This is a genomic window from Hymenobacter sp. 15J16-1T3B (assembly GCF_020711235.1).
Lineage (GTDB): Bacteria > Bacteroidota > Bacteroidia > Cytophagales > Hymenobacteraceae > Solirubrum.
In genome coordinates this window covers 505,274-527,856 of the sequence record NZ_JAJFAV010000002.1, presented here as the reverse complement: position 1 = coordinate 527,856, position 22,583 = coordinate 505,274, and the positions used below count along the sequence as shown (strand labels likewise).

The following is a 22,583-nucleotide window of genomic DNA, read 5'->3' as shown; positions in this document are numbered from 1 at the left end:
CGCACAGTAGCCCTGCGGCGGCAGTAGCGCGGGGCCGCCCGCGCAGGCTTCAGCGGCCTTTGACGGCGGCTTGGGGCACGGGCTGCGCCGCTTCGGCCGCCAGCGCGTCGAGGGCGGCCCGGTCGTACACGCGGCCGCGTACGATGACCGTCCGTACGCGACGCAGGTTGCGGATGTCGTCGAGCGGATTGGCGTCAAGCAGCACCAAATCGGCCTGCTGGTTGGGCGCCACCTCCCCCTGCTGCGTCTGCCGGCCGAGCAACGCGGCGGGCGTCAGCGTAGCGGCCAGCAGGGCGTCGGCCGGGGGCAGCCCCGCGGCGACCAGGCGCTCCAGCTCTTCGAGCAGGCCGCGGCCGTAGGCCGGAGCGTCGCTGCTGGCCTCGGAACCGGCCAGCAGCCGCACGCCTTCGTGGTGCAGCATAGCCACCAGCTCCCGGTGCAGGGCGCGGGTGGTGCTGTCGGCGGCGCCGTGCCAGCGGGCGCAGGAGAGCGGGCCCGCCGGCACGGCGCCGGCCGCATCGGCCCCCAGCAGCGGCACCACAAAGCTGCCGCGGCGCACCAGCTCTTCGGCCAGCAGAGCGCAGCGGCCGGGGCTGAAGGCGGCGTCGACGGCGGCCTGCTGTTGGGCGCGGCGCTGCTGCAGGCGCTCCACCGGGCGGCGCTCCCCCAGGCCCCCCCCCGCGCGACCGGCCTGCAGCAGCGCCGCGCGCTCGGCTACCAGCTCCGCCTCGCGGGGCGAGCAGGCCAGCAGCAGCTTGTCGAGGTGTTCGAGGCAGCGCTGCCCGGCCTGCAGGGCTTCGGCCAGCGTCACAGCTTCCGGCACGTGGCCCGTTAGCGGCACGCGACGCTCGGCGGCCCCGGCGGCCAGGCCGGCGTAGGCCGGCGCCGGCAGCAGAGCTTGCGCGCTGATGCTAGCCCAGCCTTCGGCCGCCAGTTGCACGGCCTGCTCGCGGGCTTGCGCCGCGGTTTGGGCGAGCCGGGCGCCGGCCACGGCGCCGGCCATGCCGTCCACGTTGGCCCCGGATAGCACGAGGTGCGGACCGGGCTGGGCGCCGGTTTCCACGGCCTGCGCCGTGGCGGCCAGCTCGGCGTAGGGCCGGGTGCTGCTCACGTCGCGCACACTGGTCACACCGCTCAGCAAGTACTGCGGCAGGGCCAAGCTGGCTTGCTGGGCCGAGGCCAGGGCGTGGCTGTGCGCGTCGCAGAGGCCCGGAATCAGGTATTTACCGCGGCCGTCGATTACCCGCACAGCCCCGCCGGCGGGCGCGCGCCGGCCCACCGCGTCGATGCACTCGCCGCGGATGACGACCAGCTGCCCGCTGATAACCTGCCCGGCCCGCACGTCGACCACATTGACGTTGCGGATAACCACCGGCACCGTCGGCGCCGCAGGCGCCTGGGCCTGCCCGGCCAGGGGCGCCACCGCCAGCCAGCTGCCTACCAGCAGCCGCTGCGCACACAATCGAGGATCCATAACCAGCTAGGTAAAAGGTGAATGAACACTATTCGGCCGCCCGAAGTCCGCCGCTAACGTCGGACTCGGGAAGCGGCCGACGCCAAGACCGCAGCGGGGTGGCGCAGGTAGTTGCCGATGCGGGCGCCGGGCGCCAGCGCGGCCGGACCGTAGCGCCCCAGCAGGCCCGCCGCCAGCAGCACGTAGCCGGCCCCGACAACCACGACCACGTATTCTTGGTCGAAGGCCGAGGCCGCGTTGTTGGCCAGGTGAAAGGCGGCGCAGGCCAGCACGCTGCCCCCGGAGGCGTTGAACACGGCCGTGAGCAGCAGCGCGCCCACCAGCAGGCTCAGAAAAAAGCCCACCGTCATCCACGGGCTGAACTGCAGCCGGTACAGAAACATGGGCGCGTGCCAGCAGCCCCAAATACCGGTGAGCAGCACGGTGCTCGTCAGGGCCGAGTGGTGCTGCTGCAAGTGCGGCAGCAGAAACCCGCGCCAGCCAATTTCTTCCAGCACGGCGTAGCTCAGCAAGGGCAGGGCCCACAGCAGGTAGCTCAGGGGCGTGCCCAGGTGAAACTGCGCCTGCGTAACGGCGAAGCGGAACACCTGTCCCGTCGCCAGTGGGTAGCTCAACAACCCCGCGCCGAGCAGTACCAGGGGCGCCAGCACCAGCCCGCGCACCACCCCCGACCAGGGCATCGGGCCGAGGCGGCGGCCCAGCGCCCGCAGGCCCGCCGCGCCGTAGTGGCGGCGGGCGGCCAGCACCGCGCCCAGGGCCGGCCCCGCCGCGCCGAGGTTGTAGCCCAGCTGCAGACTGGCGTAGCTCAACCAGCCAAGGCGGTGGGCGGTGTAGAGCGTCAGCAGTACCAGCCAACTCCAGCCAAACGTCTGCAGCAGATAGGTTCGTACGGGGTGCAGGCGCATGGCGAACGAAGGAAAAAGCCTGGGAGCATCAAGTCCTAAACATGCCCGCTAATTACTGCCCAATCAATGACATATATCACCCCGTCAGCTAACGTGCATCATCGCACCGGCGCGGTGTTTGGCCGATTTTGGGACTGTCTTTTTAGTTGCTCACCCCATGCTTCCCGCTTCCGAAATTCAGCCGCCGCGGCCGGCCTCCGATGCCGAACTGGCGCACGCCGTTCGGCGCTTGTATGCCCAGTTTCCCACCCGCACCGGCGCCGCGCCCATCCGGGTGGCCGTTGCGCGGGGCATTGTGCACCTGACGGGCTTTACCCGGCACTTGCTCGGCCTGGAGTGCGCCGTAGCCCTGGCCCAGTCGGTGGCCGGCGTGCGCGGCGTGGTCAGCGAGCTGCGCCTGCGCGAAACCACCGTGCCCGATGCCATCCTGCACCGCCGCCTGACCGCCCTGCTCACCGATACCCGGCTGCCGTACGTGCGCGTAGCCGTGCAGCAAGCCACGGTTACTTTCACCGGCACGGTCGATTCCTGGGCGGCCAAGCAGGCGCTGCTGCGCCAAGCCAAGCGGCTGCCGGGCGTGTGGCAGGTGCAGGATCAACTGGCTTGCCCGTTTCGGCTGTCCGATGCCGACGCGGCCTGGGCCGGTCACCTGCCCGCGCCGTTGACCCCAGACGGCCCCGGCGCTATGCGGCGCCGGCCCACCGCTACGGGCGCTGCCGCCGAAGTTTCGCCGGCATTCAGCAACGCCCAGCGTGTGCCCGACGAAGACGGCGAGCAGGCCATTCTCGACGCGTGGCAGCTCGACTCGCGGCTGGGCCCCGAGCGGCCCGCCCTGCGCGTGCAACACGGCGTGGCTACGCTCACCGGCGCCGTCGGGACGGTGCAGGCCCGGCAGGCCGCCGAGCAGGACGCCCGCAACGCCGTCGGCATCTGGCACGTCAACAACCACCTGCGGGTGTGGCCCCGGCAGCTGCCCGGCGACGAGCCGCTGCGGCGGGCCCTGCAGGCGGCGCAGGCCGCCGACGCCACCGTAGCAGCGCTGCCCGTGCACTGGCTGCTCGACCACGGCCGGGCCATTGTGCGCGGCGTGGTGCCCACCCCGTTTGCCAAGACCCGCCTCGCCGAACTGGCCGGCAGCATTCCGGGCGTGCTCAGCGTGGTCAACCACCTGCGCGTGCAGGCCCCCGAGCGGCCCCTGCTGGCCGCGGCCTGAGCCTTCCCCCGTTTCACCTTTTTCTCCCTCCCACCCCATGACCCAGAACGTTGGCTCTTACGACCGCGTGATTCGCATTGCCCTGGCCGTGGTGCTGGCCGCGGGCCTGCTCACGCTCGGCGGCCGCAGCCTTAGCGGCGCCCAAATGCTGGCTTGGCTGCTCGTGCCGCTGCTGTTGCTGCTCACCGGCGCCACCGGTTACTGCCCCCTCTACGGCCTGCTGGGCATCAGCACCCACCGTCCCTGGCAACGCTGACGCTCAGGCCCCGCCTGCGCCGGGCGGGGCCTGAGTCCCTGGCTTGTCGGCCCCGTTTCCCTCCCCCTTTCACTTCGTCTGCCCATGCTACCCGCTCTCGTTGTTCTCACTGATTTTTCCCCCGCTGCCGCCCGGGCCCTCCGGTACTCCACGCAGCTGGCGCAGCAGGTCGGCGGCCGCTTGGTGCTGCTGCACGTGTACCAAGACCCGGTGCTGGAGCCCGAATCCGCCATGGCCACCGTGCCGCTGGTGCTGCAAAGCCGCCAGGAAGCCCTGGCCGAGCTGACGGCCCGCGCCCGCCAGCTGACCCTGCCCGCCGACGCCGAGCTGTCGGTCGATACGCTGGCGGCCACCGTGGCCGACGCCGTGCAGCGCCACCACCCGCTGCTGCTGGTGCTTGGCCGCGCGCACGACGACAGCTTGCTCGAGCGGCTGGTGCGCCAGCAGGTGACGCCCGTGCTGCAGGAAGCCCGCTACCCCCTGCTGCTCGTGCCCGAAGCCTGGGCCGCCGACCAGCCCCCGCGCCGCCTCGTGGTGGCCGCCGACGACCACGGGTTCTGGCTGACGCCGGCCGCGCTGGCGCTGCAAGGCCTGCTGGCCGGCTGGCACGCCCCCACCACCGTGGTGCACGTGGGCCCGGCCCACGGCCCGTCGCGGGCGGCGGTGGGGTTTGAGGCGGTGCGCCGCAGCGGCCTGTTCGGTCCGCTGTCCGACAACGACCTCTACGAAGTGCGCGAAGAAGCCCCGGCCGACGGCATTCTGCACGCCGCCGCCGAGCTGCAAGCCGAGCTGCTGGTGGTGCTGGCGCGCCCGCACACCTTCCTCGACGGGCTGTTTCACCGCAGCGTCACGGCCCAGCTGCTGCGCCGCAGCCCCGTGCCGGTGCTGGTGCTGCCCACCACCCGCTGAGCGGCCGGTACTCCGGCCGCTGTTGCGGGCCCACGGCCGGCGGCGTGAACGGCCGCGGCCAGGGGCGTGCGTTTTGCCACAACTCTCCGAGCTGCCGGCCGCCGGCCTTGCGCCGGGCGCCGGGGCTGTTTTCACCCGTCATTCCGTCCCCATGTCATGCTGCGCTCCGACTTAGCGCCTCCCGAAGAGCGGGTGGCCGACCAGAATATTACCCGGGCCGTTGAGCTGCTGTTTCTGACCTGCAAGGGCGTAACGTCGCAGCAGCTCGACGTGGAAACCCACGAGGGCATCGTGCAGCTAGCGGGCTGCACCGACAACCTGCTGGCCCGCGAACGGGCCGAGGCCATTGCCAAGGAAGTGCGCGGGGTGCGCGGGGTGGTCAACGCCATCGAGGTGCGCACCCAGCCCGTGCCCGACGCCGTTCTGTTGCGCAGCGTTCAGCAGGCCCTGCACGACAACGCCGCCACGGCCGATTACCCCGTGCACTGCCGGGTGCAGCAGGGCGAAGTAACGGTGGAAGGCACGGTGCACTCCTGGGCCGAGCAGCAACTGGTGCTGCAGGTGCTCCGGGGCGTGCGCGGCGTGCGGCAGATCCACCCCCGCCTGCAGCTGCACCCTCAGCCCGAAGCCGCGCCGGTGCACCTGGTGGCCCGCCTGCGCACCTTGCTGGCCTGGGACCTGCGCCTGAAAAGCGACCTGGTGAGCATCGAGCCCGTGGGCCACGGCGTGCGGGTGTCTGGCCAGGTCGGCTCCCTGGCCGAGCGGGAGCAGCTGCTGCACCTGGCTTACGCCGCCGGGGCCGCCCACATCGACGCCAGCGGGCTGACGGTGGCCGCCTGGGCGCTGGACCCGCACCTGCGCCCGCCGCGGGCGGTGCCCCAGGCCGACGGCGCCATCGAGCAGGCCGTGCGCGACGCGCTGCGCCTCGACCCGCGGGTGGCGCCCTTCGTCGCCACGCTGCAGGTCAACGTGCGCCAGGGTCAGGTGACGCTGTTTGGCACCGTGGGCCACCTGCAGGCCCACCACGCCGCCGCCCAGGACGCGGGCAACGTGGTGGGCGTCGTCGGCGTCGAGAATCACTTGCTGGTTCGCTCGCACTACCTGGCTTCCGACGATGAGACGCGCCAGCGGGTGGCCGCCGCGCTGGCCCGCGACGCTTACGTGGGCCGGTGCGCCTTTGCCGTGAGCGTGCACGATGGCCACGTGCGCCTGGCGGGCGAAGTGGCCTCGCCCGCCGACCAGATCCGCGCCGGCGAAGTGGCCGCGGGCATCCGGGGCGTGGCCGCCGTGGACAACCGGGTGCAGGTGGCGCCGGCCGCCCCAGCTGCGCCCCCCGAGCCCGATGCCGAGCTGGCCCAGCGCCTGCACACCCACTTCTACTGGTCGGCCCCGCTGCACGACCAGGACATCGACGTGCAGGTCCGCCACGGCTGCGTGACGCTCAGCGGCACCGTCGACACCCGCCTGACCCGGGAGCGGGCCACCGAAGAGGCGCTGCTCTGCGGCGCCCGCGAAGTGCACAATCACCTGCGCCTAGCTGGCGCACCCTAATGCCGCACAGGCCCGCCCGGTGCCGCTGCCTTTTGCGACTCGGGCGGGCTTGTGCGGCACCGGTCTGCCAGCCTGATTCTTCACCCTTTTCTGCTTACCGCCATGCCCTCGCCCGCCATTGTTGTCCTAACCGATTTTTTGGCCGTGTCCAACCGGGCCCTGGCCTACGCGGCGGCCCTGGCCGTACCGCTGCAGGCCCACCTGGTGCTGCTGCACGTGCGCCACGACGGCCTGTTGGCCCCCGACGGGTACCACCACCGCCCCGGCGAGCGGCAGGCCCGGCAGGCCTTGCAGCAACTGGCCGCCAGCCAGCCCGTGCCCGCCCAGGTCGAAACCTCCGAAGAGTTTCTGCCCGAAGCCGTGGCCGAGGCTGTGCGTCACCACCACCCGCTGCTGCTGGTGCTCGGCCGGCCGGGCACGGCCTCGGCGCCCGCCGAAGTAGTAACTAGCGCCGCCCTCGACCTGCTGCGCCACGCGCCGTACCCGCTGCTCATCGTGCCCACGGTGGGCTGGCAATGCACCCTGCCCCAGCGGCTGTTGCTCGCCGTCGACGGGGAGCCGTTTGCCCTGCGCAGCGCGCCGCAGCTGCTGCCGGCCCTGCAGGCCCAGCTGCCGGCCGAGCTGCTGGTGCTGCACGTGACCGACCAGCCGGACCCCGGCGCGGCCACCAGCCACCGCGTGGTGCAGTCGGTGCGGCGCAGCGGGGTGGCCACCTTGCCCGCCCACAGCCAGCCGCACGTGGTGTACCACGCGCACGCCGCCGAAGGCATTCTGGAAGGGGCAGCCGAAACCGACGCGGACCTGGTAGTGCTCGTGGCCCGGCGCCACAGCCTGCTCGGCAGCCTGTTTCACCGCAGCGTCACGGCCCAGCTCATCAGCCAAAGCACGCTGCCGCTGCTGCTGCTGCCGGCCCTGGACTGAGCGGTCTGGTCCCGGCGGCGTTTAGGGCTGCGCGCCCGGCCGGGCGCTGAGGGCGGCGCGTGCCTGCTTTTTCTGCTGCCGCTTGAGGTAGCCGCGCACCAGCACGTTGTGCTGCAGCGCCTCCATGCTCCGGCTGAAGCCGGCCGTGCCCTGCTCCACGTGCTGCATGCTCTGGCGCAGTTGCCGGCTGAAGGCGGTGTCGGCCAGCAGGGTGTTGAGCGGGCCTTGCTTGGTTTGCACCTGCCGCTTCAGCCCGGCCAGGGTGGCGGCCAGCGTATCGGAGGTGCCGGCCAGCTGCCGGGTGGCGTGGCCCAGCTGGCCGGCGAAGGCCGTGTCGGTGAGCAGGTAGCCGGCCACGCCCCGGCCCCGGCGCACGCCGCCGGTGAGCTGCTGCACGTCGCGGGCGGCGGCGTCGAGGCGGGCGGTGGCGGTGGCCATGCTGCGCAGGCTGCGGCGGGCATCGGCGGCCAGGCCCTGGTCGCCAAGCAGCTGCCAGAGGGCGTCGCTGCCGTTGAGCTTGCGCGTTATCTGGCGCAGGTCCTGGGTGATGCCGATGAGGTTGCGGTTCGACACGTTCAGCGTGCTCAGCATCTCGTCGATGCCCACGGGGTTGCTGCCGGGCAGCCGGTCGCCGGGCTGCACGGGCGGGGCCGCGCCGGGCTGGGCCGCCAGGTTGATGATGGTGTTGCCCACCAGCCCGTCGGTGCCGATGGTGGCCACCGTGTTGCGGCGCACGAAGGGCTGCACGTCGCGGTTCAGGTTCATCGTCACCCGCACGGTGCTGTCGTTGACGAGCTGGATGCGGCGCACCGTGCCCACCGGGATGCCGCCCAGGCGCACGTTGTTGCCGGTGAGCAGGCCCGACACGTTGCGGAAGTCGGCCTGCACCGTCATGCTGCGGCTGAACAGGTTTTGCTGGCGGCCGAGCAAAAACAGCGTGACGACCAGGCAGGCCAAGCCGGCCAGCACAAACAGGCCGAGGCGGACGTGGTTGGCGGCGGTGCGTTGGGACATAACGAACGGGCTATCTAGGCGAAGAATTCGTGGATGCGCGGGTCGGCGCTGGCGGCCAGCTCCTCGTAGCGGCCGTCGGCGTAGCAGCGGCCGTCGAGTAGCAGGGCCACGCGGTCGGCGGTGAGGCGCACGCAGCTCATGTCGTGCGAAATGATCAGGGCCGAGGCGTTGTATTTCTGCTGTACCGCCCGGATCAGGTGGCTGATTTCGCGCGAAGTCACCGGGTCGAGGCCGGTGGTGGGCTCGTCGTAGAGGATGATGTCGGGGCGCAGGATAAGCGTGCGGGCCAGGGCAATGCGCTTGCGCATGCCCCCCGACAGCTCGGCCGGCATCAGCGTGGCCGTGTGGGCCAGGCCCACGTCGTCGAGTACCTCGCGCACCAGCGCGTCTTCCTCGGCGCGGCGGTGGCGGAGCCAGTGGCGGCGCAGCGGAAACAACAGGTTTTCGCGCACGGTCATCGAATCGTAGAGCGCGTTGCTCTGAAACAGAAAGCCCACGCGGGCGCGCAGCTCGTCCATTTGCTGGTGCCCCAGCCCCGTCACGTCCTGCCCGAGCACCGTGATGCGGCCCGCGTCGGGCAGCAGCAGGCCGATGATGCACTTGATGAGCACCGACTTGCCCGAGCCCGACTTGCCGAGCACCACCACGTTTTCGCCCCGGTGCAGCGCGAGCGAAAAGTCGCGCAGCACGTGGTTGTCGCCGAAGGACTTGTCGACGTGCTCCACCATCAGCACCGGCTCGGCCGGCGCCACGGGCAGGCGGGCCGGCGGCGCGGCGGGTGTGGGAGCGAGGGATGGGTCGGGCTGCATTAGGGCGCGCTTAGTTGAGGCCCAGCAGGCCGGTGAGTTGCACGGCCACCAGGTCGAGAATGAAGATGACCAGCGAGGACACCACCACGGCCGAGTTGGCTGCCTGCCCCACGCCCTCGGTGCCCTTGTCGGCGTAGAAGCCCTTGTAGCAACCGATCAGCCCCACCGCGAAGCCGAAGAAGAACGTCTTGATGAAGGCCGGGAGCACGTCGCCGAACGCCAAGCGCGACAGCACGTTGTTGACGAACAGCGCCAGCGTGGTCACCCCGCGCATGTTCAGCCCGATGTAGGAGGCGTAGAGGGCAATAGCGTCGGCCAGCAGCGTGAGCACCGGTAGCATCAGCGTGGTAGCCAGCACCCGCGTCACAACCAGGTACTTGAACGGGTTGGTGCCCGACACTTCCATGGCGTCGATTTGCTCCGTGACGCGCATGGAGCCCAGCTCGGCCCCGATGCTGGAGCCGATTTTGCCGGCAAAAATCAAGGCGGTGATGATGGGTCCCATCTCGCGGATAATGGTCAGCCCCACCATGGCCGGTATCCACGACTCGGCGCCGAACTGCGCCATGGTCGGCCGACTCTGCAGCGTAAGCACAATGCCCATGATGAAGCCTGTCACGCCCACCAGCGGCAGCGACTGGTAGCCGATGACGTAGCACTGGTAAAGCCACTCGCTCACCTCGTAGCGGGGGCGAAACCCGTCGCGAAAAAAGCGGCCGGCAAAGTGGGCCATGCCGCCGGCTTCGGCCAAAATGGGGTAGTTGGGCACTGGGGAGGGCGAAAAAGGATGACGAAAACCGCCGGGTACGGGCGGGCCATTGCCGGGGGCTCAGTACCGCAGGCCGTCGTAGGCCGGGTAGGCCGCCGTCGGCACGGGCACGGCCACGGCGGGCAGCAGCAGCACGGGCACCGGGCAGTGACGCGCCACGGTGGCGGCCAGGGTGCAGGGCAGCAGCTCGGCCAGCAGGCTGCGCGGCCGGCTCACCAGTACCAGTAGGTCGGCCTGGGTGTCTGTGGCAGCCTGCGCCAAGCCCCCGCCGCGCGAGTCGTGGCGGAGCAGGTAGGTGCTGTCGGGGGCGTCGGCGGGCAGCAGCCCGCCGCTGCGGGCGGTGCGGAGGGCACTACGCATGTCGAGGGCCGGGCCGCTGGGCTCGGCCACGTGCACCACGGTGTACTCAGGCTGGCACTGCTGGAGCAGGGCGGCGGTGCGGCAGGCTTCGGGGCTGAGTCGGAAGTACTCTCCGTCGACGGCCAGCGCCACCCGGCGCGGCGGGGCGGGGTCCTGGGCGGCATCTTCGGGCACCAGCAGCAGCGGCAGGTGGGTGTCGCGCAGGGCTGGCAGGGCGTAGTTGTGGAGCAGCTGGTCGAATAGGTCGTAGCCGGCGGCGTAGCTGAGCACCAGCAGCGCGGGCGGCTCGTGGCGCACCAACTCTTGCAGCGTGTCGGCGAGGGCGCCGCGGCGGGGTTGCACCTGCGCCGGGGCCGGCAGCAGCCGCACCAGTTCGGCCAAGGCCGTCGTGGCGTCGCGCTGCTGCTGGTCGAGGTAGTCGGCGGGCAGCGGCAGCATGCCGAATTCCGGCTCGATAACCGCCTCGGCTTCGAGGTGGAGCAGCCGCAGCTCGGCGCCCACCGCCGCGGCCAGCACCGCCGCAAAATAGGCCGCCCGAAAAGCGCGGGGCGACAAATCCGTCAGCACGACAAACGTGGGTTTCATGGTGTTTCGGGGAATGACGGCGGGGGCCACCAATGGGATTGGGAACTAGTCGTGGGCGTCGGTGCGCACGTGTAGCTGGTTGTCGACGACCTGCGCCCCGCCCTCGTAGGCGCACAACGTGGCCAGCTGCCGCTGCAGGGGCGTGTCCACGGTGCCGGCGAGGATGGCGCGTCCCCGCTTCAGGCCCACGCGGATGGCCTGCTCGTGCAGGCCCGGCGTCCAGTACAGCTGCTGCCGGATGCGCTGCTTGGTTTCGGCGTCGCCGAGGGGGCGGCCGGGCAACGGCTCGGCGTAGGCCACCTGGCAGGCCGCGTGGTCCGCCTCGGCGAAGGCGGCTCCGGCCGGCACCGTCAGCCGGTTGTCGATGGCCACCACGCCCTGCAGGCTGGCCACGACCTGCTCGGCGTGCTGCCGTTCAAACACCGAGTCCACCGCGCCGCTCAGGCCCACGCGGCCGTTGCTGACCACCACCTCCAGCGCGTGGCGGTGCAGGTAGGCGTCGCGTTGCAGGGCGGCTTGGCCGCAGCGCTGCAGCTCCGCGTCGGCGGTGCAATGGGCGGGGCGCACGCGCAAGTAGTTATCGACCCGCCGCACGCCCACCACAGCGCTGGCGACCTGCTCGGCGGCGTGCCGGGCCCGCAGGCTGCCCACGGCGCCCCGCAGGGCCACGCGGCCGCGGCGCACCTCCACGTCCGGCTGGCTGGCCCCGATGCGCGCGTCGTGGCGGCAGCACGTGCGAATGGCCTGCTCCAGCGCCTCGTCGGATTTCGGGAGGTATTTGTCGCCCTCCACCTCGGCGCTGGCCGCCGCCGGATCCACGCGCAGCGCGGCGGCCTCCACGCGGGTGGCCCCGGCCAGCCAGGCCGCGCGCAGGGCGAGATGGTGTTCGGCGGCGCTGGCCACCGCGCCGCTGAGCTCCACGGCGCCGTTGTCATGGGCCAGCACCTGCACTTGGGCACCGTTGATGTGTACGTCCCAGGCCAGCCGCTCCTCGATGTCAGCAGCCAGCGCCGCGGCCGGTCGGTCTGCGGGCGCGGGGCGGCAGCGCAGGTGGTCTTCGAGGCCGCGCACGCCCCGCACGCCCCGGGCCAGGCGCAGGGCCAGCTCTTTTTCGGACCAGCAGGCCACCTCGCCCAGCAGCATTACCACGCCTTCGCGCGCTGTGCAGCTGAGGTCGAAGGCGCCCGCCACCGCGTCTTGCCGCAGCGCTTCTTCCACGTCGTGGCGCAGCGTGGCATCGGGCAGGCCGCTGGCGCGCACGTCCACGGCGTTGACGACGCCGCGCACCCCGCGCACGGCCCGGGCTATTTCCTCGGCCCGGTCGCGGGCCAGCAGGGAGTCGGTACAGCCGCTGAGCGTGGTGATGCCCGCCGCGGTGCTTACGTCGATGAGGTGGGCGGCCACCCCTTGTTTGCACGCCAGCAGGCGCTCCACGGCGGCCGTGATGTCGCGGTCAGCCAGCACATCGGTTTCTTGGCGAAGATCGAGCGAATCCATGGCAGTTTCGGCGTTAGCCCGGCGCCCCGCGAATGGGCCGCCAGCAAGCCAAAGATGCCCCGCGCCGGCGCGGCCGGCCATGACGCTCGTTATGCCCGGCCATGACTTTTGTCACCGCCCGCTCCCCCGGCCCCGGGCGGGCGCCGCCGGGCCGCGCCTCCAGCCGCTCTTTCGTTGCTCTGTAGGCGGCACCGCTGGGCCCACCCGCTTAGCCGCCCGTGGAGCGGCGCGGCACCAGCGTCGACTGCAGCTCGGCGCTCTGGCTAGGCAGCACCGGGCGGTTTTTGCTGATGGCGCGGAACAGAATTTCGGCGGCCTTCTTGCCCATCTCGTAGGCGGGCTGCCGGATGGTGGTCAGCGGCGGGTTGAGGTAAGCAGCGGTAGCCAGGTTGGAGAAGCTGATGATTTTGACTTGCTCGGGCACGCGCCGCCGCAGCTCCTGGCAGGCCTCGTAGCTGCTGATGGCCAGCGTCTCGACGGAAGCAAAGATGCCGTCGATGGCCGGGTCCGCCTGCAGCAGCTCGCGGATGCGCACCGTGTTCTGGTCGCGGTCGAGGGTACCGGGCAGGATGAGGGTGTCGTCGTCGGGCAGGCCGTGGGCGCGCAGGGCGGCGCGGTAGCCGTCCATGCGCTTCTGCCCGATGGACAGCGTATCGGAGATGAGCAGGTGGGCAATGCGGCGGCAGCCCTGCTCGACGAGGTGCTCGGTGGCGCGGTAGCCGCTGGCGAAGTCGTCGGTGGTGACGCGGGCCGTGGCAATGTCCTCGCACACGCGGTCGAAAAACACCAGCGGCACGTTGCTCTCCAGCAGCGGCACCAGGTGGCGGGAGTCGCGGCTTTCGCTGGCCACCGACATCAGAATGCCGTCGACGCGCCCGCCCGCGAGGTGCTGCACGATGGTGGCTTCCCGCTCGTGGCTTTCGTGGGTGAGGTAGATGAGCACGTGGTAGTCGTTGGCCCGCGCAATTTCCTCCACCCCGTCGATGGCCAGGGAAAAGAAGTTGTTGGCCACTTCCGGGATGACCAGGCCGATGGTTTTGCTTTTGCGGCTGCGCAGGCCGCTGGCGTAGGGGTTGGGCTCGTAGCCGAGCTCCTGGGCTTTTTGCCGCACGCGCTCTTTGGTGTCGGCGGCTATTTCGTAGCTGTCGTTGAGGGCCCGCGAAACGGTGGAAATCGAGAGGTTAAGCTCGTGCGCCAGCTGTTTAAGGTTGGTGCGTTTGATGGGCGAGGAGGGCATCCGCGGAGCAGAGGGCAAGAAGAGAAACCGCCCGGCGGCAGCGGCGTAGCCGCACGGTGGGCCGGTGAAGATAGCGGTTAGCGCGCAGTTTCCCGCGTTTTGGCCCAAACGCGCCGCCGGCGTAGGAACTTGCCCCTGATGCAGTTAGCCCAGGGGCCGTAGCCGGTGCCGCCGCCAAGCGTTTGGAGTAACTGCTTACTTACAGCTCCCGGCCAACCCTGCAAACGGCACATTCTGGGCCTTGCAGCGGGCCAGTTGCGGCGTTTTTTTCGAAAACGTTTCCGTAAATAAACCCAACAGCCCGAGGGTCAGCGGCCTGCAAGTTTGCTGTACTTAGTTCTGTCAAATGCGCTCAGACGCCCCAAAACGACGGAAACGCCCCCCTTGCCCACCCCACCGCCGGCCCGCCGCTGCCCGTCGCCCAGACGCTGGCCGGAACCGCGTTGAGTACGCACTCACCCTGCCGGCCCCGCCGGCCTGCACCTGCCGGTAGAGCTACGCCCGGCATCGGTGCCGGCCCGCCCCGCAAGCCGGTCTTGGAGGCCTTCCCCGGCCTTTTCCCCTGCACACACCTTTATTCCCACTCACTCGCATGCCCCGTTCTCTACTCCAAGCTCCCCTGCGCTGGCTCGTGAAGCCGCTGGTGCTGCTGCCGGTGCCCGCGGCCCTGGCCACCACCAGCCCGGCCGCCACGCCCAGCGCCGACCCCACCACCATTCTGGCCGACGGCACCGTGACCGGCCGCGTCGTCGACGAAAAAGGCCAGGGCATCCCCGGCGTGAACGTGGTGGTGAAGGGCACCAGCAACGGCACCCAGACCGACCCCGACGGCCGCTACAAAATCACGGCGCCGGAGGGTGCGACGCTGGTATTCAGCTTTATCGGCTACCTGGCGCAGGAAGTACCGGTGAGCGGCCGCAGCACCGTGGGCGTGACCTTGCAGCCCGACAACAAGACGCTGAGCGAAGTGGTGGTGGTGGGCTACGGCGTGCAGGAGAAAAAGCTGCTGAGCACCTCCATTGCCTCCATTTCGGCCAAGGAAGTGGAGCTGCTGCCGGTGGCCTCGCCCAACGAGGCGCTGGTGGGCCTGGTGGCCGGCGCGCAGGTGACGGAGCCCTCGGGCGAGCCGGGCGCCGGCGCCGTCATCCGCATCCGCGGCCTGGGCTCGATTTCGGCCGGCAACTCCCCGCTGTACGTGGTTGACGGTTACCCGCTCAACAGCTCGGATAGCTACAACCAGATTCCGCCCGCCGACATTCAGAGCATTCAGATCCTGAAGGACGCGGCGGCCTGCGCCATCTACGGCTCGCGCGGCGGCAACGGCATCGTCATCGTAACCACGAAACGCGGGCGCAACGACGGCAAGACGCGCTTCAACTTCACGGCCAACACCGGCATTATTCAGGTGGCCAAGAAGGTGGACCTGATGGACCGCGACCAGTACCTGGACTACCTGCGCGAGTCGTTCAACAACGGCAACCGCGCCATTCCGGCCCAGCTGCAGCCCGGCGCGCCCGAGCTGGCCAACACCGACTGGCAGGACGAAATCTTCGGCACCGGCGTGCAGCAGCAGTACCAGCTGTCGGCCTCGGGCGGCACCGACAAGTCGCGCTTCTACATCTCGGGCGGCTACTTCAAGCAAACCGGCGTCATCAAAAACACCGGCTACGACCGGTTTTCGCTGCGCGCCAACTACGACGCGCAGCTGAGCAACAAGCTGAAGCTGGGCCTGAGCCTGGCGCCGAACTTCTCGCGCACCGACGTGAAGCCAATTTCGGGCAGCTACAACGGCGGCAACATCTCGGGCGGCGGCCCCGGCGGCGAAACGGCCATCGTGACGGCGGCCCTGATTGCGCCGCCCGTGGTGCCGGCGCGCCTGGCCAACGGCGACTACGGCGCCATCCGCAACGCGGGCGTGGGCCTGACCACCCCCGGCGACTTGCTCAGCCCGCTGGCCGTTATCGACCTGTACAAGGACCGCAACAGCGCCGTACGCGCCCTGGGCTCCTCGTTCCTGGACTTTGAAATCATCAAGGGCCTGAACATCCGCACCAACTTCGGGGCGGAGCTGCTCAACTCGCGCCGCGCCATCTACGTGCCGGCCACGCTGGGCACGGTAAGCAACGCCGCCGCCAACCTCTCGAACCCGGTGCTGGCCAACATCGATGCACGCCAGCAGAACAACACCAACCTGAACTGGGTGTGGGAAAACACGGCCACGTATAACCGCGCGTTCGGCACCGACCACAACCTGACCCTGCTGGCGGGCTACTCGGCCCAGCGCAACACCAACGAGGGCAGCACGGTGCTCGGCCAGACCGGCACCTACACCACCACCGACATCGAGTACGCCACGGCCGCCGGGCAGCTGTTCGGGCAGGCCAACTACGCGGCCAACTCGCTTACCTCCATCTTCGGCCGCCTCGACTACGCCTTCAAGGAGCGCTACATCCTGACGGCCGCGCTGCGCACCGACGGCTCGTCGCGCTTCGGGCCCGACAACCGCTACGCCACCTTCCCCTCGGTGGCGTTGGCCTGGCGCGTGGGCGAAGAGAATTTCATCAAGGCCATTCCCACGATTTCGGAGCTGAAGCTGCGCGCCTCCTACGGCGTGACCGGCAACAACAACATCGGCGACTACAACTACCAGAGCTACCAGACGGCGGCCAACTACGTGTTCGGCGCCGGCAACGGCACCCGCAACTACGGCTTCTCGCCCAACGGCGTGGCCCTGCGCAACCTGGGCTGGGAAACCAACACGCAGTTCGACGCCGGCTTCGACCTGGGCCTGTGGCGGGACCGGATTTACCTGACGGTGGCCGCCTACCAGCGCAACACCACCGACCTGCTGCTGAACCGCAACATTCCGGCCGTGCTCGGCTACTCCTCGCGGGCCCTGGCCAACGTGGGTGAGGTGCGCAACCGCGGCCTGGAAGTGCAGCTGAACACGGCCAACCTCGTGGACGGGGCCTTCACCTGGAGCACCGCGGCCAACTTCTCCTTGAACCGCAACCAGGTAATGGCCCTCTCGGGCGCCAACGAGCAGATTACCTTCGACGCGGTGTTTGGCTACACCGGTTCCATCCGGGTGGTGCCGGGCCAGCCGTTGGGCGTGTTCTACGGCTACGAGCAGGAAGGCGTGTACCGCGACCAAGCCGACGTGGACAGCAGCCCGAAGTGGACGGCCAGCAACCAGGCCGTGGTGCCCGGCGACTTCAAATTCAAGGACAAAAACGGGGACGGCAAGATTGACACCAACGACATCGGCGTCATCGGCAACCCCTTCCCCGACTTCACCTACGGCCTGCAGAACACCTTCGGCTACAAGGCGCTGTCCTTGGCCGTGACGCTGCAAGGCTCGCAGGGCAACGACGTGCTCTACGGCGGCGACCGGTACACCTTCAACTCGCCGGGCCAGACCAACGGCCGCGTGGCGCTGGTGGACCGCTGGCGCAGCCCCGAGGAGCCCGGCGACGGCAAAACGCCCCGCGCCACCTCATCCGGCTCCCTGCGCACGGTGTTCAACTCCTACTTCATCCACGACGCTTCCTTCCTGCGCGTGCGCAACATCACCCTGCGCTACAACCTGCCCGCCGACTGGGCCAAGAAGGCCAGCCTGCAGAGCGCGAGCATCTACACCTCGGTGCAGAACCTCTACACCTTCACCAAGTACGTGGGCTACAACCCCGAAGCCAACAACTACGGCAACACCACCAACCCCACTTACGGCGTGGACCAGGGCTCGTACCCGATGAACCGCACCCTCACCGTGGGCGTGCAAGTTGGCTTCTAATCAATAGTGCTTAGTGGGTGGTGCTTAGGTCGTTCATACTCCTTTTGATCTGAATCGGCCCTGAACAGCCCTAGCACCGCGCACTACCAACCAAGCACTACAATCTCCCTTCCCACCATGACTTTCAACTACAAAAACATACTCACCGGGACTGGTTTGGCGGCGCTGCTCGGCGCGCTGGCCTTCGGCACCTCGTCCTGCGACAAAGAATTCCTGGAGCTGAACGACCCCACTCGGGTGCCCACCACCGAGAGCTACCAGGACTCCCTGAGCATCCTCAACGGGGTGACGGCGGCCTACTCCTCGCTGCAGGATTTGTACGGCCGCTCGGGCGGCAGCCGCGGCTGGTTTGTCTTCGCCGAAATCCCGTCGGACAACAGCTACACCGTTACCTCCGGCGAGCGGCTCAACGAGTTCAACGACTTCACCCTGGTCAGCGACAACCAGCACGTGCAGAGCTACTGGCTGTCGACCTACCGTGCCATTGCCCGCTGCAACATCGTGCTCAGCCGCGCCGGCGGCGTGAAGCTCACCGAGGCCACCCGCAACCGCTACTACGGCGAGGTGCGCTTTATCCGGGCCTTGACCTACTTCAACGCCGTGCGCATCTGGGGTGATATTCCGCTGGTGACCCAGGAAATCGAGTCGATTCCGGACGCCTACCAGTTTGGGCGCAAGCCCACGGCCGAGGTGTACGCGCAGATCATTGCCGACCTGGAATTTGCCGAAAACAACCTGCCCGTGACGCAGACCGGCAACAACCTGGGCCGCGCCACCAAGGGCGCCGCCACGGCCCTGCTCGGCAAGGTGTACCTCACCCAGAAGCGCTACCAGGACGCGGCCAATAAGCTGCAGGCCCTGGCCACCGGCACTACCTACTCGCTGCAGGCTACCTACGCCAATATCTTCGCCACCAACAACGAGCTGAACAACGAAATCATCTTCGCGGCGCGCTACACCAAGGGCACGCTGGGGCTGGGCAGCGCCTTCACCACCTGGTTTATGCCCGCCTACAGCACGGCGCAGAGCACGGCGCTGCTGGGCGCGGCCTTCACCGGGCAGCAGTTCAACACCGTGGACCCGGACCTGATTGCGGCCTTCACGGCCAGCGGCAGCACCGATGTGCGCGCGGCCACCTCTTACGTGCTGCCCGCCGGCGCCGCCACCACGCTGGGCTACTACACCAAAAAGTACATCGACACGCCCACCAGCGCCACCGACGCGGAAAACGACTGGATTGTGCTGCGCCACGCCGACGTGCTGCTGATGTACGCCGAGGCCGTGAACGAGCAGAGCGGCCCCACCGCCCCGGCCCTGACGGCCATCAACCAGGTGATTCGCCGCTCGCGCAACTTGCCGGTGAACACCGCCAACGCCACCGTGGACCTGCCGGCCAGCATCAGCAAGGAAGCCCTGCGCAGCCGCATCGAGCTGGAGCGTCGCCTGGAACTGAGCTTCGAAGGCCACCGCTGGTTTGACCTGGTGCGCACCGACCGCGCCATTCCGGTGATGAACGCCTTCTTTGCCCGCAACAACTCCTCCATCCGCATCGACCAGAACGACTTGCTGTTCCCCATCCCGGTGCAGGAAATCCAGACCAACCCGATTCTGAGCCAGAACCCGGGCTACTAATAAACCTATACCGCTAGCGCCCCGCCTCCGCCGAGGCGGGGCCAGGGGCCCTGACCACGCCCCTTGCTACCCCGATTTGCTACCCGCTTATTGCTCGCGCTGATTCACTTACCCCTCCTGCGCGCAGGAGGGCACTACCCTTCGCTTACGCATTCCGCTTTCCTCCCCAACACCCGCTTAATGACTTTCTCCTCCTCGCTGAAGACGCTGGCCGCCGCGGCCCTGCTGCTGGCCGGCGCTTTCACTGCCCAGCCGGGGCAGGCCCAATCGGCCCTGCTGCAAAACGCGCCCGGCCGCCGGGTGCTTAGCCTGAACGGCCGCTGGAACTACATCATCGACCCCTACGAAAACGGCTTCTACGACTACCGCCGGGAGGCTTTTGATCAGTCGAAAAGCGGCAAGGGCGGCTACTACGACAACCAGAAGCCCAGCTCCCGGCAGGAAACCGAGCTGATCGAGTACGACTTTGACCACGCCGACGCCCTGCAGGTGCCCGGCGACTGGAACTCCCAGCGGCCGGAGCTGCTCTACTACGAGGGCACCATCTGGTACAAGAAAAGCTTCTCGCTGAAGCCCACGGCCGGCAAGCGCTACCACCTGTATTTCGGGGCCATCAACTACGAGGCGCACGTGTACTTGAACGGCAAGAAGCTGGGCATGCACAAGGGCGGCTTCACCCCGATTCAGTTCGACATCACCGACCGGCTCGACCCCAGCGGCGAGAACTTCGTGGTGGTGAAAGCCGACAACACCCGCCGCCCCGACGAGGTGCCGACCATCAACACCGACTGGTGGAACTACGGCGGCATGACGCGGGACGTGTTCGTGGCCGAAACGCCCGCCACCTTCATCAGCGACTACAAAGTGCAGCTGGCCAAGGGTGATATGGGCAAGCTGGCCGGCTACGTGCAGCTCACCGGCGAGGGCCGCGCAGGCCAGACGGTGACGCTGAGCATTCCGGAGGCCAAGCTCACCCAGCAGGTGAAAACCGACGCGGAAGGCCGCGCCACGTTCTCGGTGCCGGCCAAGAAGCTCACGCTTTGGTCGCCGCAGCAGCCCAAGCTGTACGCCGTGACCTTGAGCACCGGCGCCGACCAGGTGCAGGACCGCATCGGCTTCCGCACCATCGAAACCAAGGGCGCCGACATTCTGCTCAACGGCAAGTCGATTTTCATGCGCGGCATCTCGATGCACGACGAGAATCCGCTGATTCCGGGCCGGGCCCGGGGCGAGGGGGACCTGCGCATGCTGCTGACCTGGGCCAAGGAGCTGGGCTGCAACTACGTGCGCTTGGCCCACTACCCGCACAACGAAACCATGCTCAAGCTGGCCGACGAAATGGGCCTGCTGGTGTGGGGCGAGGTGCCGGTGTACTGGACCATTGCCTGGCAGAACCCCGCTACCTACCAAAACGCCGAACAGCAGCTCACCGACCTGATTTCGCTCGGGAAAAACCGCGCCAGCGTGGTCGTGTGGAGCATCGGCAATGAAACGCCGCTGAGCGAGCCGCGCCTGAAATTCATGAGCAGCCTGGCCCAGAAAGCCCGCAGCCTCGACGACACCCGCCTGATTTCGGCCGCCCTGGAGCTGCACCGCACCCCCGACAATGTCATCCATGTGGACGACCCGCTGGGCGAGTACCTGGATTTGACCAGCATCAACGAGTACGCCGGCTGGTACTGGGGCGGCAAGCCCAGCGAAATTACCAAGTACACCTTCGACATCAAGTACAACAAGCCCGTCACCATCAGCGAGTTTGGCGGCGACGCGCTGGGTGGCTACCACGCCGACGCGGACACGCGCTGGAGCGAAGAGTACCAGGAGGCGCTGTACCAGCAGCAGATCAAGATGCTGAGCACCATCAAGAACCTGCGCGGCATGACGCCGTGGATTCTGGCCGACTTCCGCGCCACCCGCCGGCAGCACCCGGTGTACCAACAGGGTTTCAACCGCAAAGGCCTGATTTCGAGCACCGGCACGAAGAAAAAGGCTTTCTACGTGCTGCAGGAGTACTACCGCCAGATGGCCCAGAAATACGACGGAAAATGAATAAGCTGAACCCGAATCAACACCGTCATGCTGCGCTTGTCGAAGCATCTCGCGGGCTGCCGCCAGACTCCCCCTCTCCTGTTCGGAGAGGGGGCCGGGGGGGGAAGCGCACGTTGGGCTCCAACGAAGCGGTAAAGATGCTTCGACAAGCTCAGCATGACGTTCTAAAAGCAAGTCAGTTTCTGCTTCTTGGCGGCTTGTTCCTCACGGGCTTCACCGCTGCCCAGGCCCAGCAGCTCGACACCACCGAGTACACCCTGCGCGTCGACGCGAAGAAGACGCTCAACAACTCCAAAATCGACGGCACGGCCTCGTTTTCGCCCTACAAGAGCTACGCCACGCGCACCATCGCGCAGCTGCGGGGCTTTAAGCCGGGCAAAACCAAGCTCAGCAAGTACGGCGGGCGCCTCGACAAGCGCACCACGGCCACGGGCTTCTACTACGTGAAGAAGGTGGACGGGCGCTGGTGGGCCGTGGACCCGGAGGGCTACTACTTCTTGCACAACGCGCCGAACAACGTGCAGGCCAACGGCTCGGAGCGGGCCCAGCAGGCCTTGAAGGATCAATTCGGCGACAAGGCCGGCTGGATGCGCAAAACCCGGCAGCTGTTTATCGACAACGGCTTCAACGGGGCGGGTGCATGGTCGGCCAACGAGGAAATCCGGGCGGAAAACGCCAAAACCGATAAGCCGCTGGCCTACACCGTGAACCTGGATTTCATGGCCAAGTACGGCGACAAGCGCGGCGGCACCTACGTGCAGCCCGGCCACAAGGGCTACCCCAACGACGTCATCTTCGCCTTCGACCCGGGCTTCGCGGAGTTCTGCGAGCAGTACGCCCAGCAGCTCAGCAAGTACAAGGACGACCCGAACCTGTTCGGCTACTTCTCCGACAACGAGATGCCGCTGCTGCGCAAAAACCTCGACGGCTACCTCAAGCTGCCCCAGGCCGAGCCCGGCTACCAGGCCGCCAAGCTCTGGGCCGATCAGCGCGGCATCACCCTGGAAACCATAACGGACCAGCACCGGCAGGACTTCCTGGCCTTCGTGGCCGACAAGTACTTCGGCACGGTGGCCAAGGCCCTGAAAAAGTACGACCCGAACCACATGTATTTGGGCTGCCGTTTCCACGGCGCCCAGCGCTACTACCCCGAGCTGATGCAAGTGACGGGCAAGTACGTGGACGTGGTCAGCATCAACTACTACAACCACTGGACACCCGAGCCGAAGTGGGTGAGCGAGTGGGAAAAGCTGGCCCAGAAGCCCTTTATGGTGACGGAGTGGTACGTGAAGGGCGAAGACGCCCCCGGCCTGGCCAACACCGCCGGCGCCGGTTGGGTGGTGCGCACCCAGGCCGACCGCGGCAAGTTCTACCAGAACTTCACGCTGGGCCTCCTGGAATCGAAGAATTGCGTGGGCTGGCACTGGTTTAAGTACCAGGACAACGACCCTACCCTGAAAGGCGCCGAGCCCTCCAACACCGACGCCAACAAGGGCATCGTCAACTACCGCTTCGAGCCCTACCAGCCGCTGCTGCTGCCCATGCGCGAGTTGAACCAGCAGATGTACCGCCTGGCCGACTATTTCGACAAACGCGCTACCCAATAAAG

The 22,583-nt window shown here is 68.4% G+C and carries 17 protein-coding genes; 9 read left to right on the top strand and 8 right to left on the bottom strand.

The features are described from left to right. Positions 1-49 precede the first annotated feature (49 nt). Both LJ737_RS05500 and LJ737_RS05495 read right to left on the bottom strand, forming a co-directional pair. Entirely contained in the window at positions 50-1,474 is a 1,425-nt protein-coding gene (locus LJ737_RS05500; protein WP_227763569.1) for an amidohydrolase family protein, read from the bottom strand. Positions 1,475-1,527: 53 nt separating this feature from the next. Continuing rightward, the gene (locus LJ737_RS05495; RefSeq protein WP_227763567.1) at positions 1,528-2,379 is read right to left on the bottom strand and encodes a CPBP family intramembrane glutamic endopeptidase; all 852 of its coding nucleotides are present in this window, start codon (positions 2,377-2,379) and stop codon (positions 1,528-1,530) included. A 157-nt stretch (positions 2,380-2,536) separates the two neighbouring features. Between LJ737_RS05495 and LJ737_RS05490 the strand changes: the two genes are divergently transcribed. From LJ737_RS05490 to LJ737_RS05470, 5 genes are all read left to right on the top strand, one after another. Next, complete coding sequence (locus LJ737_RS05490; protein ID WP_227763566.1) at positions 2,537-3,592, top strand: BON domain-containing protein; 1,056 nt, start codon at positions 2,537-2,539, stop codon at positions 3,590-3,592. A gap of 37 nt (positions 3,593-3,629) precedes the next feature. Then, entirely contained in the window at positions 3,630-3,848 is a 219-nt protein-coding gene (locus LJ737_RS05485) for a YgaP family membrane protein (protein WP_227763565.1), read from the top strand. Positions 3,849-3,932: 84 nt separating this feature from the next. Next, positions 3,933-4,757 carry a universal stress protein gene (locus tag LJ737_RS05480; RefSeq protein WP_227763564.1) on the top strand — a complete coding sequence of 275 codons (825 nt, stop codon included), beginning with the start codon at positions 3,933-3,935 and terminating at the stop codon, positions 4,755-4,757. A 156-nt stretch (positions 4,758-4,913) separates the two neighbouring features. Beyond that, complete coding sequence (locus LJ737_RS05475; RefSeq protein ID WP_227763563.1) at positions 4,914-6,308, top strand: BON domain-containing protein; 1,395 nt, start codon at positions 4,914-4,916, stop codon at positions 6,306-6,308. A 102-nt stretch (positions 6,309-6,410) separates the two neighbouring features. Next, the gene (locus LJ737_RS05470; RefSeq protein ID WP_227763562.1) at positions 6,411-7,229 is read left to right on the top strand and encodes a universal stress protein; all 819 of its coding nucleotides are present in this window, start codon (positions 6,411-6,413) and stop codon (positions 7,227-7,229) included. A gap of 21 nt (positions 7,230-7,250) precedes the next feature. On the opposite strand, the gene LJ737_RS05465 is transcribed toward LJ737_RS05470, so the two are convergent. The 6 genes from LJ737_RS05465 to LJ737_RS05440 all read right to left on the bottom strand — a co-directional run bounded on the left by LJ737_RS05465 (position 7,251) and on the right by LJ737_RS05440 (position 13,500). Next, positions 7,251-8,243 (bottom strand): MlaD family protein, encoded by a 993-nt coding sequence (locus LJ737_RS05465; RefSeq protein WP_227763561.1) that lies wholly within the window; start codon positions 8,241-8,243, stop codon positions 7,251-7,253. Positions 8,244-8,257: 14 nt separating this feature from the next. Beyond that, entirely contained in the window at positions 8,258-8,971 is a 714-nt protein-coding gene (locus LJ737_RS05460; protein ID WP_227763680.1) for an ABC transporter ATP-binding protein, read from the bottom strand. 91 nt (positions 8,972-9,062) lie between these two features. Continuing rightward, complete coding sequence (locus tag LJ737_RS05455) at positions 9,063-9,821, bottom strand: MlaE family ABC transporter permease (protein WP_227763559.1); 759 nt, start codon at positions 9,819-9,821, stop codon at positions 9,063-9,065. Positions 9,822-9,881: 60 nt separating this feature from the next. Continuing rightward, positions 9,882-10,766: a universal stress protein gene (locus tag LJ737_RS05450; protein ID WP_227763558.1), complete on the bottom strand. Its 885-nt coding sequence runs from the start codon at positions 10,764-10,766 to the stop codon at positions 9,882-9,884. Positions 10,767-10,811: 45 nt separating this feature from the next. Next, positions 10,812-12,263, bottom strand: coding sequence for a BON domain-containing protein (locus tag LJ737_RS05445; protein WP_227763557.1), 1,452 nt, complete (start codon positions 12,261-12,263; stop codon positions 10,812-10,814). A gap of 208 nt (positions 12,264-12,471) precedes the next feature. Then, positions 12,472-13,500, bottom strand: coding sequence for a LacI family DNA-binding transcriptional regulator (locus tag LJ737_RS05440; RefSeq protein ID WP_227763556.1), 1,029 nt, complete (start codon positions 13,498-13,500; stop codon positions 12,472-12,474). Positions 13,501-14,092: 592 nt separating this feature from the next. On the opposite strand from LJ737_RS05440, the gene LJ737_RS05435 reads away from it, so the two are divergent. The 4 genes from LJ737_RS05435 (at position 14,093) to LJ737_RS05420 (ending at position 22,581) form a co-directional block, all read left to right on the top strand. Beyond that, the gene (locus LJ737_RS05435) at positions 14,093-17,293 is read left to right on the top strand and encodes a SusC/RagA family TonB-linked outer membrane protein (protein ID WP_227763555.1); all 3,201 of its coding nucleotides are present in this window, start codon (positions 14,093-14,095) and stop codon (positions 17,291-17,293) included. Positions 17,294-17,410: 117 nt separating this feature from the next. Next, positions 17,411-18,925 (top strand): RagB/SusD family nutrient uptake outer membrane protein, encoded by a 1,515-nt coding sequence (locus tag LJ737_RS05430; protein WP_227763554.1) that lies wholly within the window; start codon positions 17,411-17,413, stop codon positions 18,923-18,925. A 180-nt stretch (positions 18,926-19,105) separates the two neighbouring features. Continuing rightward, positions 19,106-20,974, top strand: a complete 1,869-nt coding sequence (locus tag LJ737_RS05425; protein WP_227763553.1) for a glycoside hydrolase family 2 protein — start codon at positions 19,106-19,108, stop codon at positions 20,972-20,974. A gap of 197 nt (positions 20,975-21,171) precedes the next feature. Then, positions 21,172-22,581 carry a glycoside hydrolase 5 family protein gene (locus LJ737_RS05420; RefSeq protein WP_227763552.1) on the top strand — a complete coding sequence of 470 codons (1,410 nt, stop codon included), beginning with the start codon at positions 21,172-21,174 and terminating at the stop codon, positions 22,579-22,581. Positions 22,582-22,583 lie beyond the last annotated feature (2 nt).

Excerpts from the sequence above, each read along its gene's own strand:
- LJ737_RS05490 (WP_227763566.1), top strand. The coding sequence starts at position 2,537 with ATGCTTCCCGCTTCCGAAATTCAGCCGCCGCGGCCGGCCTCCGATGCC.
- LJ737_RS05465 (WP_227763561.1), bottom strand. The coding sequence starts at position 8,243 with ATGTCCCAACGCACCGCCGCCAACCACGTCCGCCTCGGCCTGTTTGTG.
- LJ737_RS05470 (WP_227763562.1), top strand. The coding sequence starts at position 6,411 with ATGCCCTCGCCCGCCATTGTTGTCCTAACCGATTTTTTGGCCGTGTCC.
- LJ737_RS05480 (WP_227763564.1), top strand. The coding sequence starts at position 3,933 with ATGCTACCCGCTCTCGTTGTTCTCACTGATTTTTCCCCCGCTGCCGCC.
- LJ737_RS05495 (WP_227763567.1), bottom strand. The coding sequence starts at position 2,379 with ATGCGCCTGCACCCCGTACGAACCTATCTGCTGCAGACGTTTGGCTGG.
- LJ737_RS05435 (WP_227763555.1), top strand. The coding sequence starts at position 14,093 with ATGCCCCGTTCTCTACTCCAAGCTCCCCTGCGCTGGCTCGTGAAGCCG.
- LJ737_RS05460 (WP_227763680.1), bottom strand. The coding sequence starts at position 8,971 with ATGGTGGAGCACGTCGACAAGTCCTTCGGCGACAACCACGTGCTGCGC.
- LJ737_RS05485 (WP_227763565.1), top strand. The coding sequence starts at position 3,630 with ATGACCCAGAACGTTGGCTCTTACGACCGCGTGATTCGCATTGCCCTG.
- LJ737_RS05475 (WP_227763563.1), top strand. The coding sequence starts at position 4,914 with ATGCTGCGCTCCGACTTAGCGCCTCCCGAAGAGCGGGTGGCCGACCAG.
- LJ737_RS05430 (WP_227763554.1), top strand. The coding sequence starts at position 17,411 with ATGACTTTCAACTACAAAAACATACTCACCGGGACTGGTTTGGCGGCG.
- LJ737_RS05440 (WP_227763556.1), bottom strand. The coding sequence starts at position 13,500 with ATGCCCTCCTCGCCCATCAAACGCACCAACCTTAAACAGCTGGCGCAC.
- LJ737_RS05450 (WP_227763558.1), bottom strand. The coding sequence starts at position 10,766 with ATGAAACCCACGTTTGTCGTGCTGACGGATTTGTCGCCCCGCGCTTTT.
- LJ737_RS05445 (WP_227763557.1), bottom strand. The coding sequence starts at position 12,263 with ATGGATTCGCTCGATCTTCGCCAAGAAACCGATGTGCTGGCTGACCGC.
- LJ737_RS05425 (WP_227763553.1), top strand. The coding sequence starts at position 19,106 with ATGACTTTCTCCTCCTCGCTGAAGACGCTGGCCGCCGCGGCCCTGCTG.
- LJ737_RS05500 (WP_227763569.1), bottom strand. The coding sequence starts at position 1,474 with ATGGATCCTCGATTGTGTGCGCAGCGGCTGCTGGTAGGCAGCTGGCTG.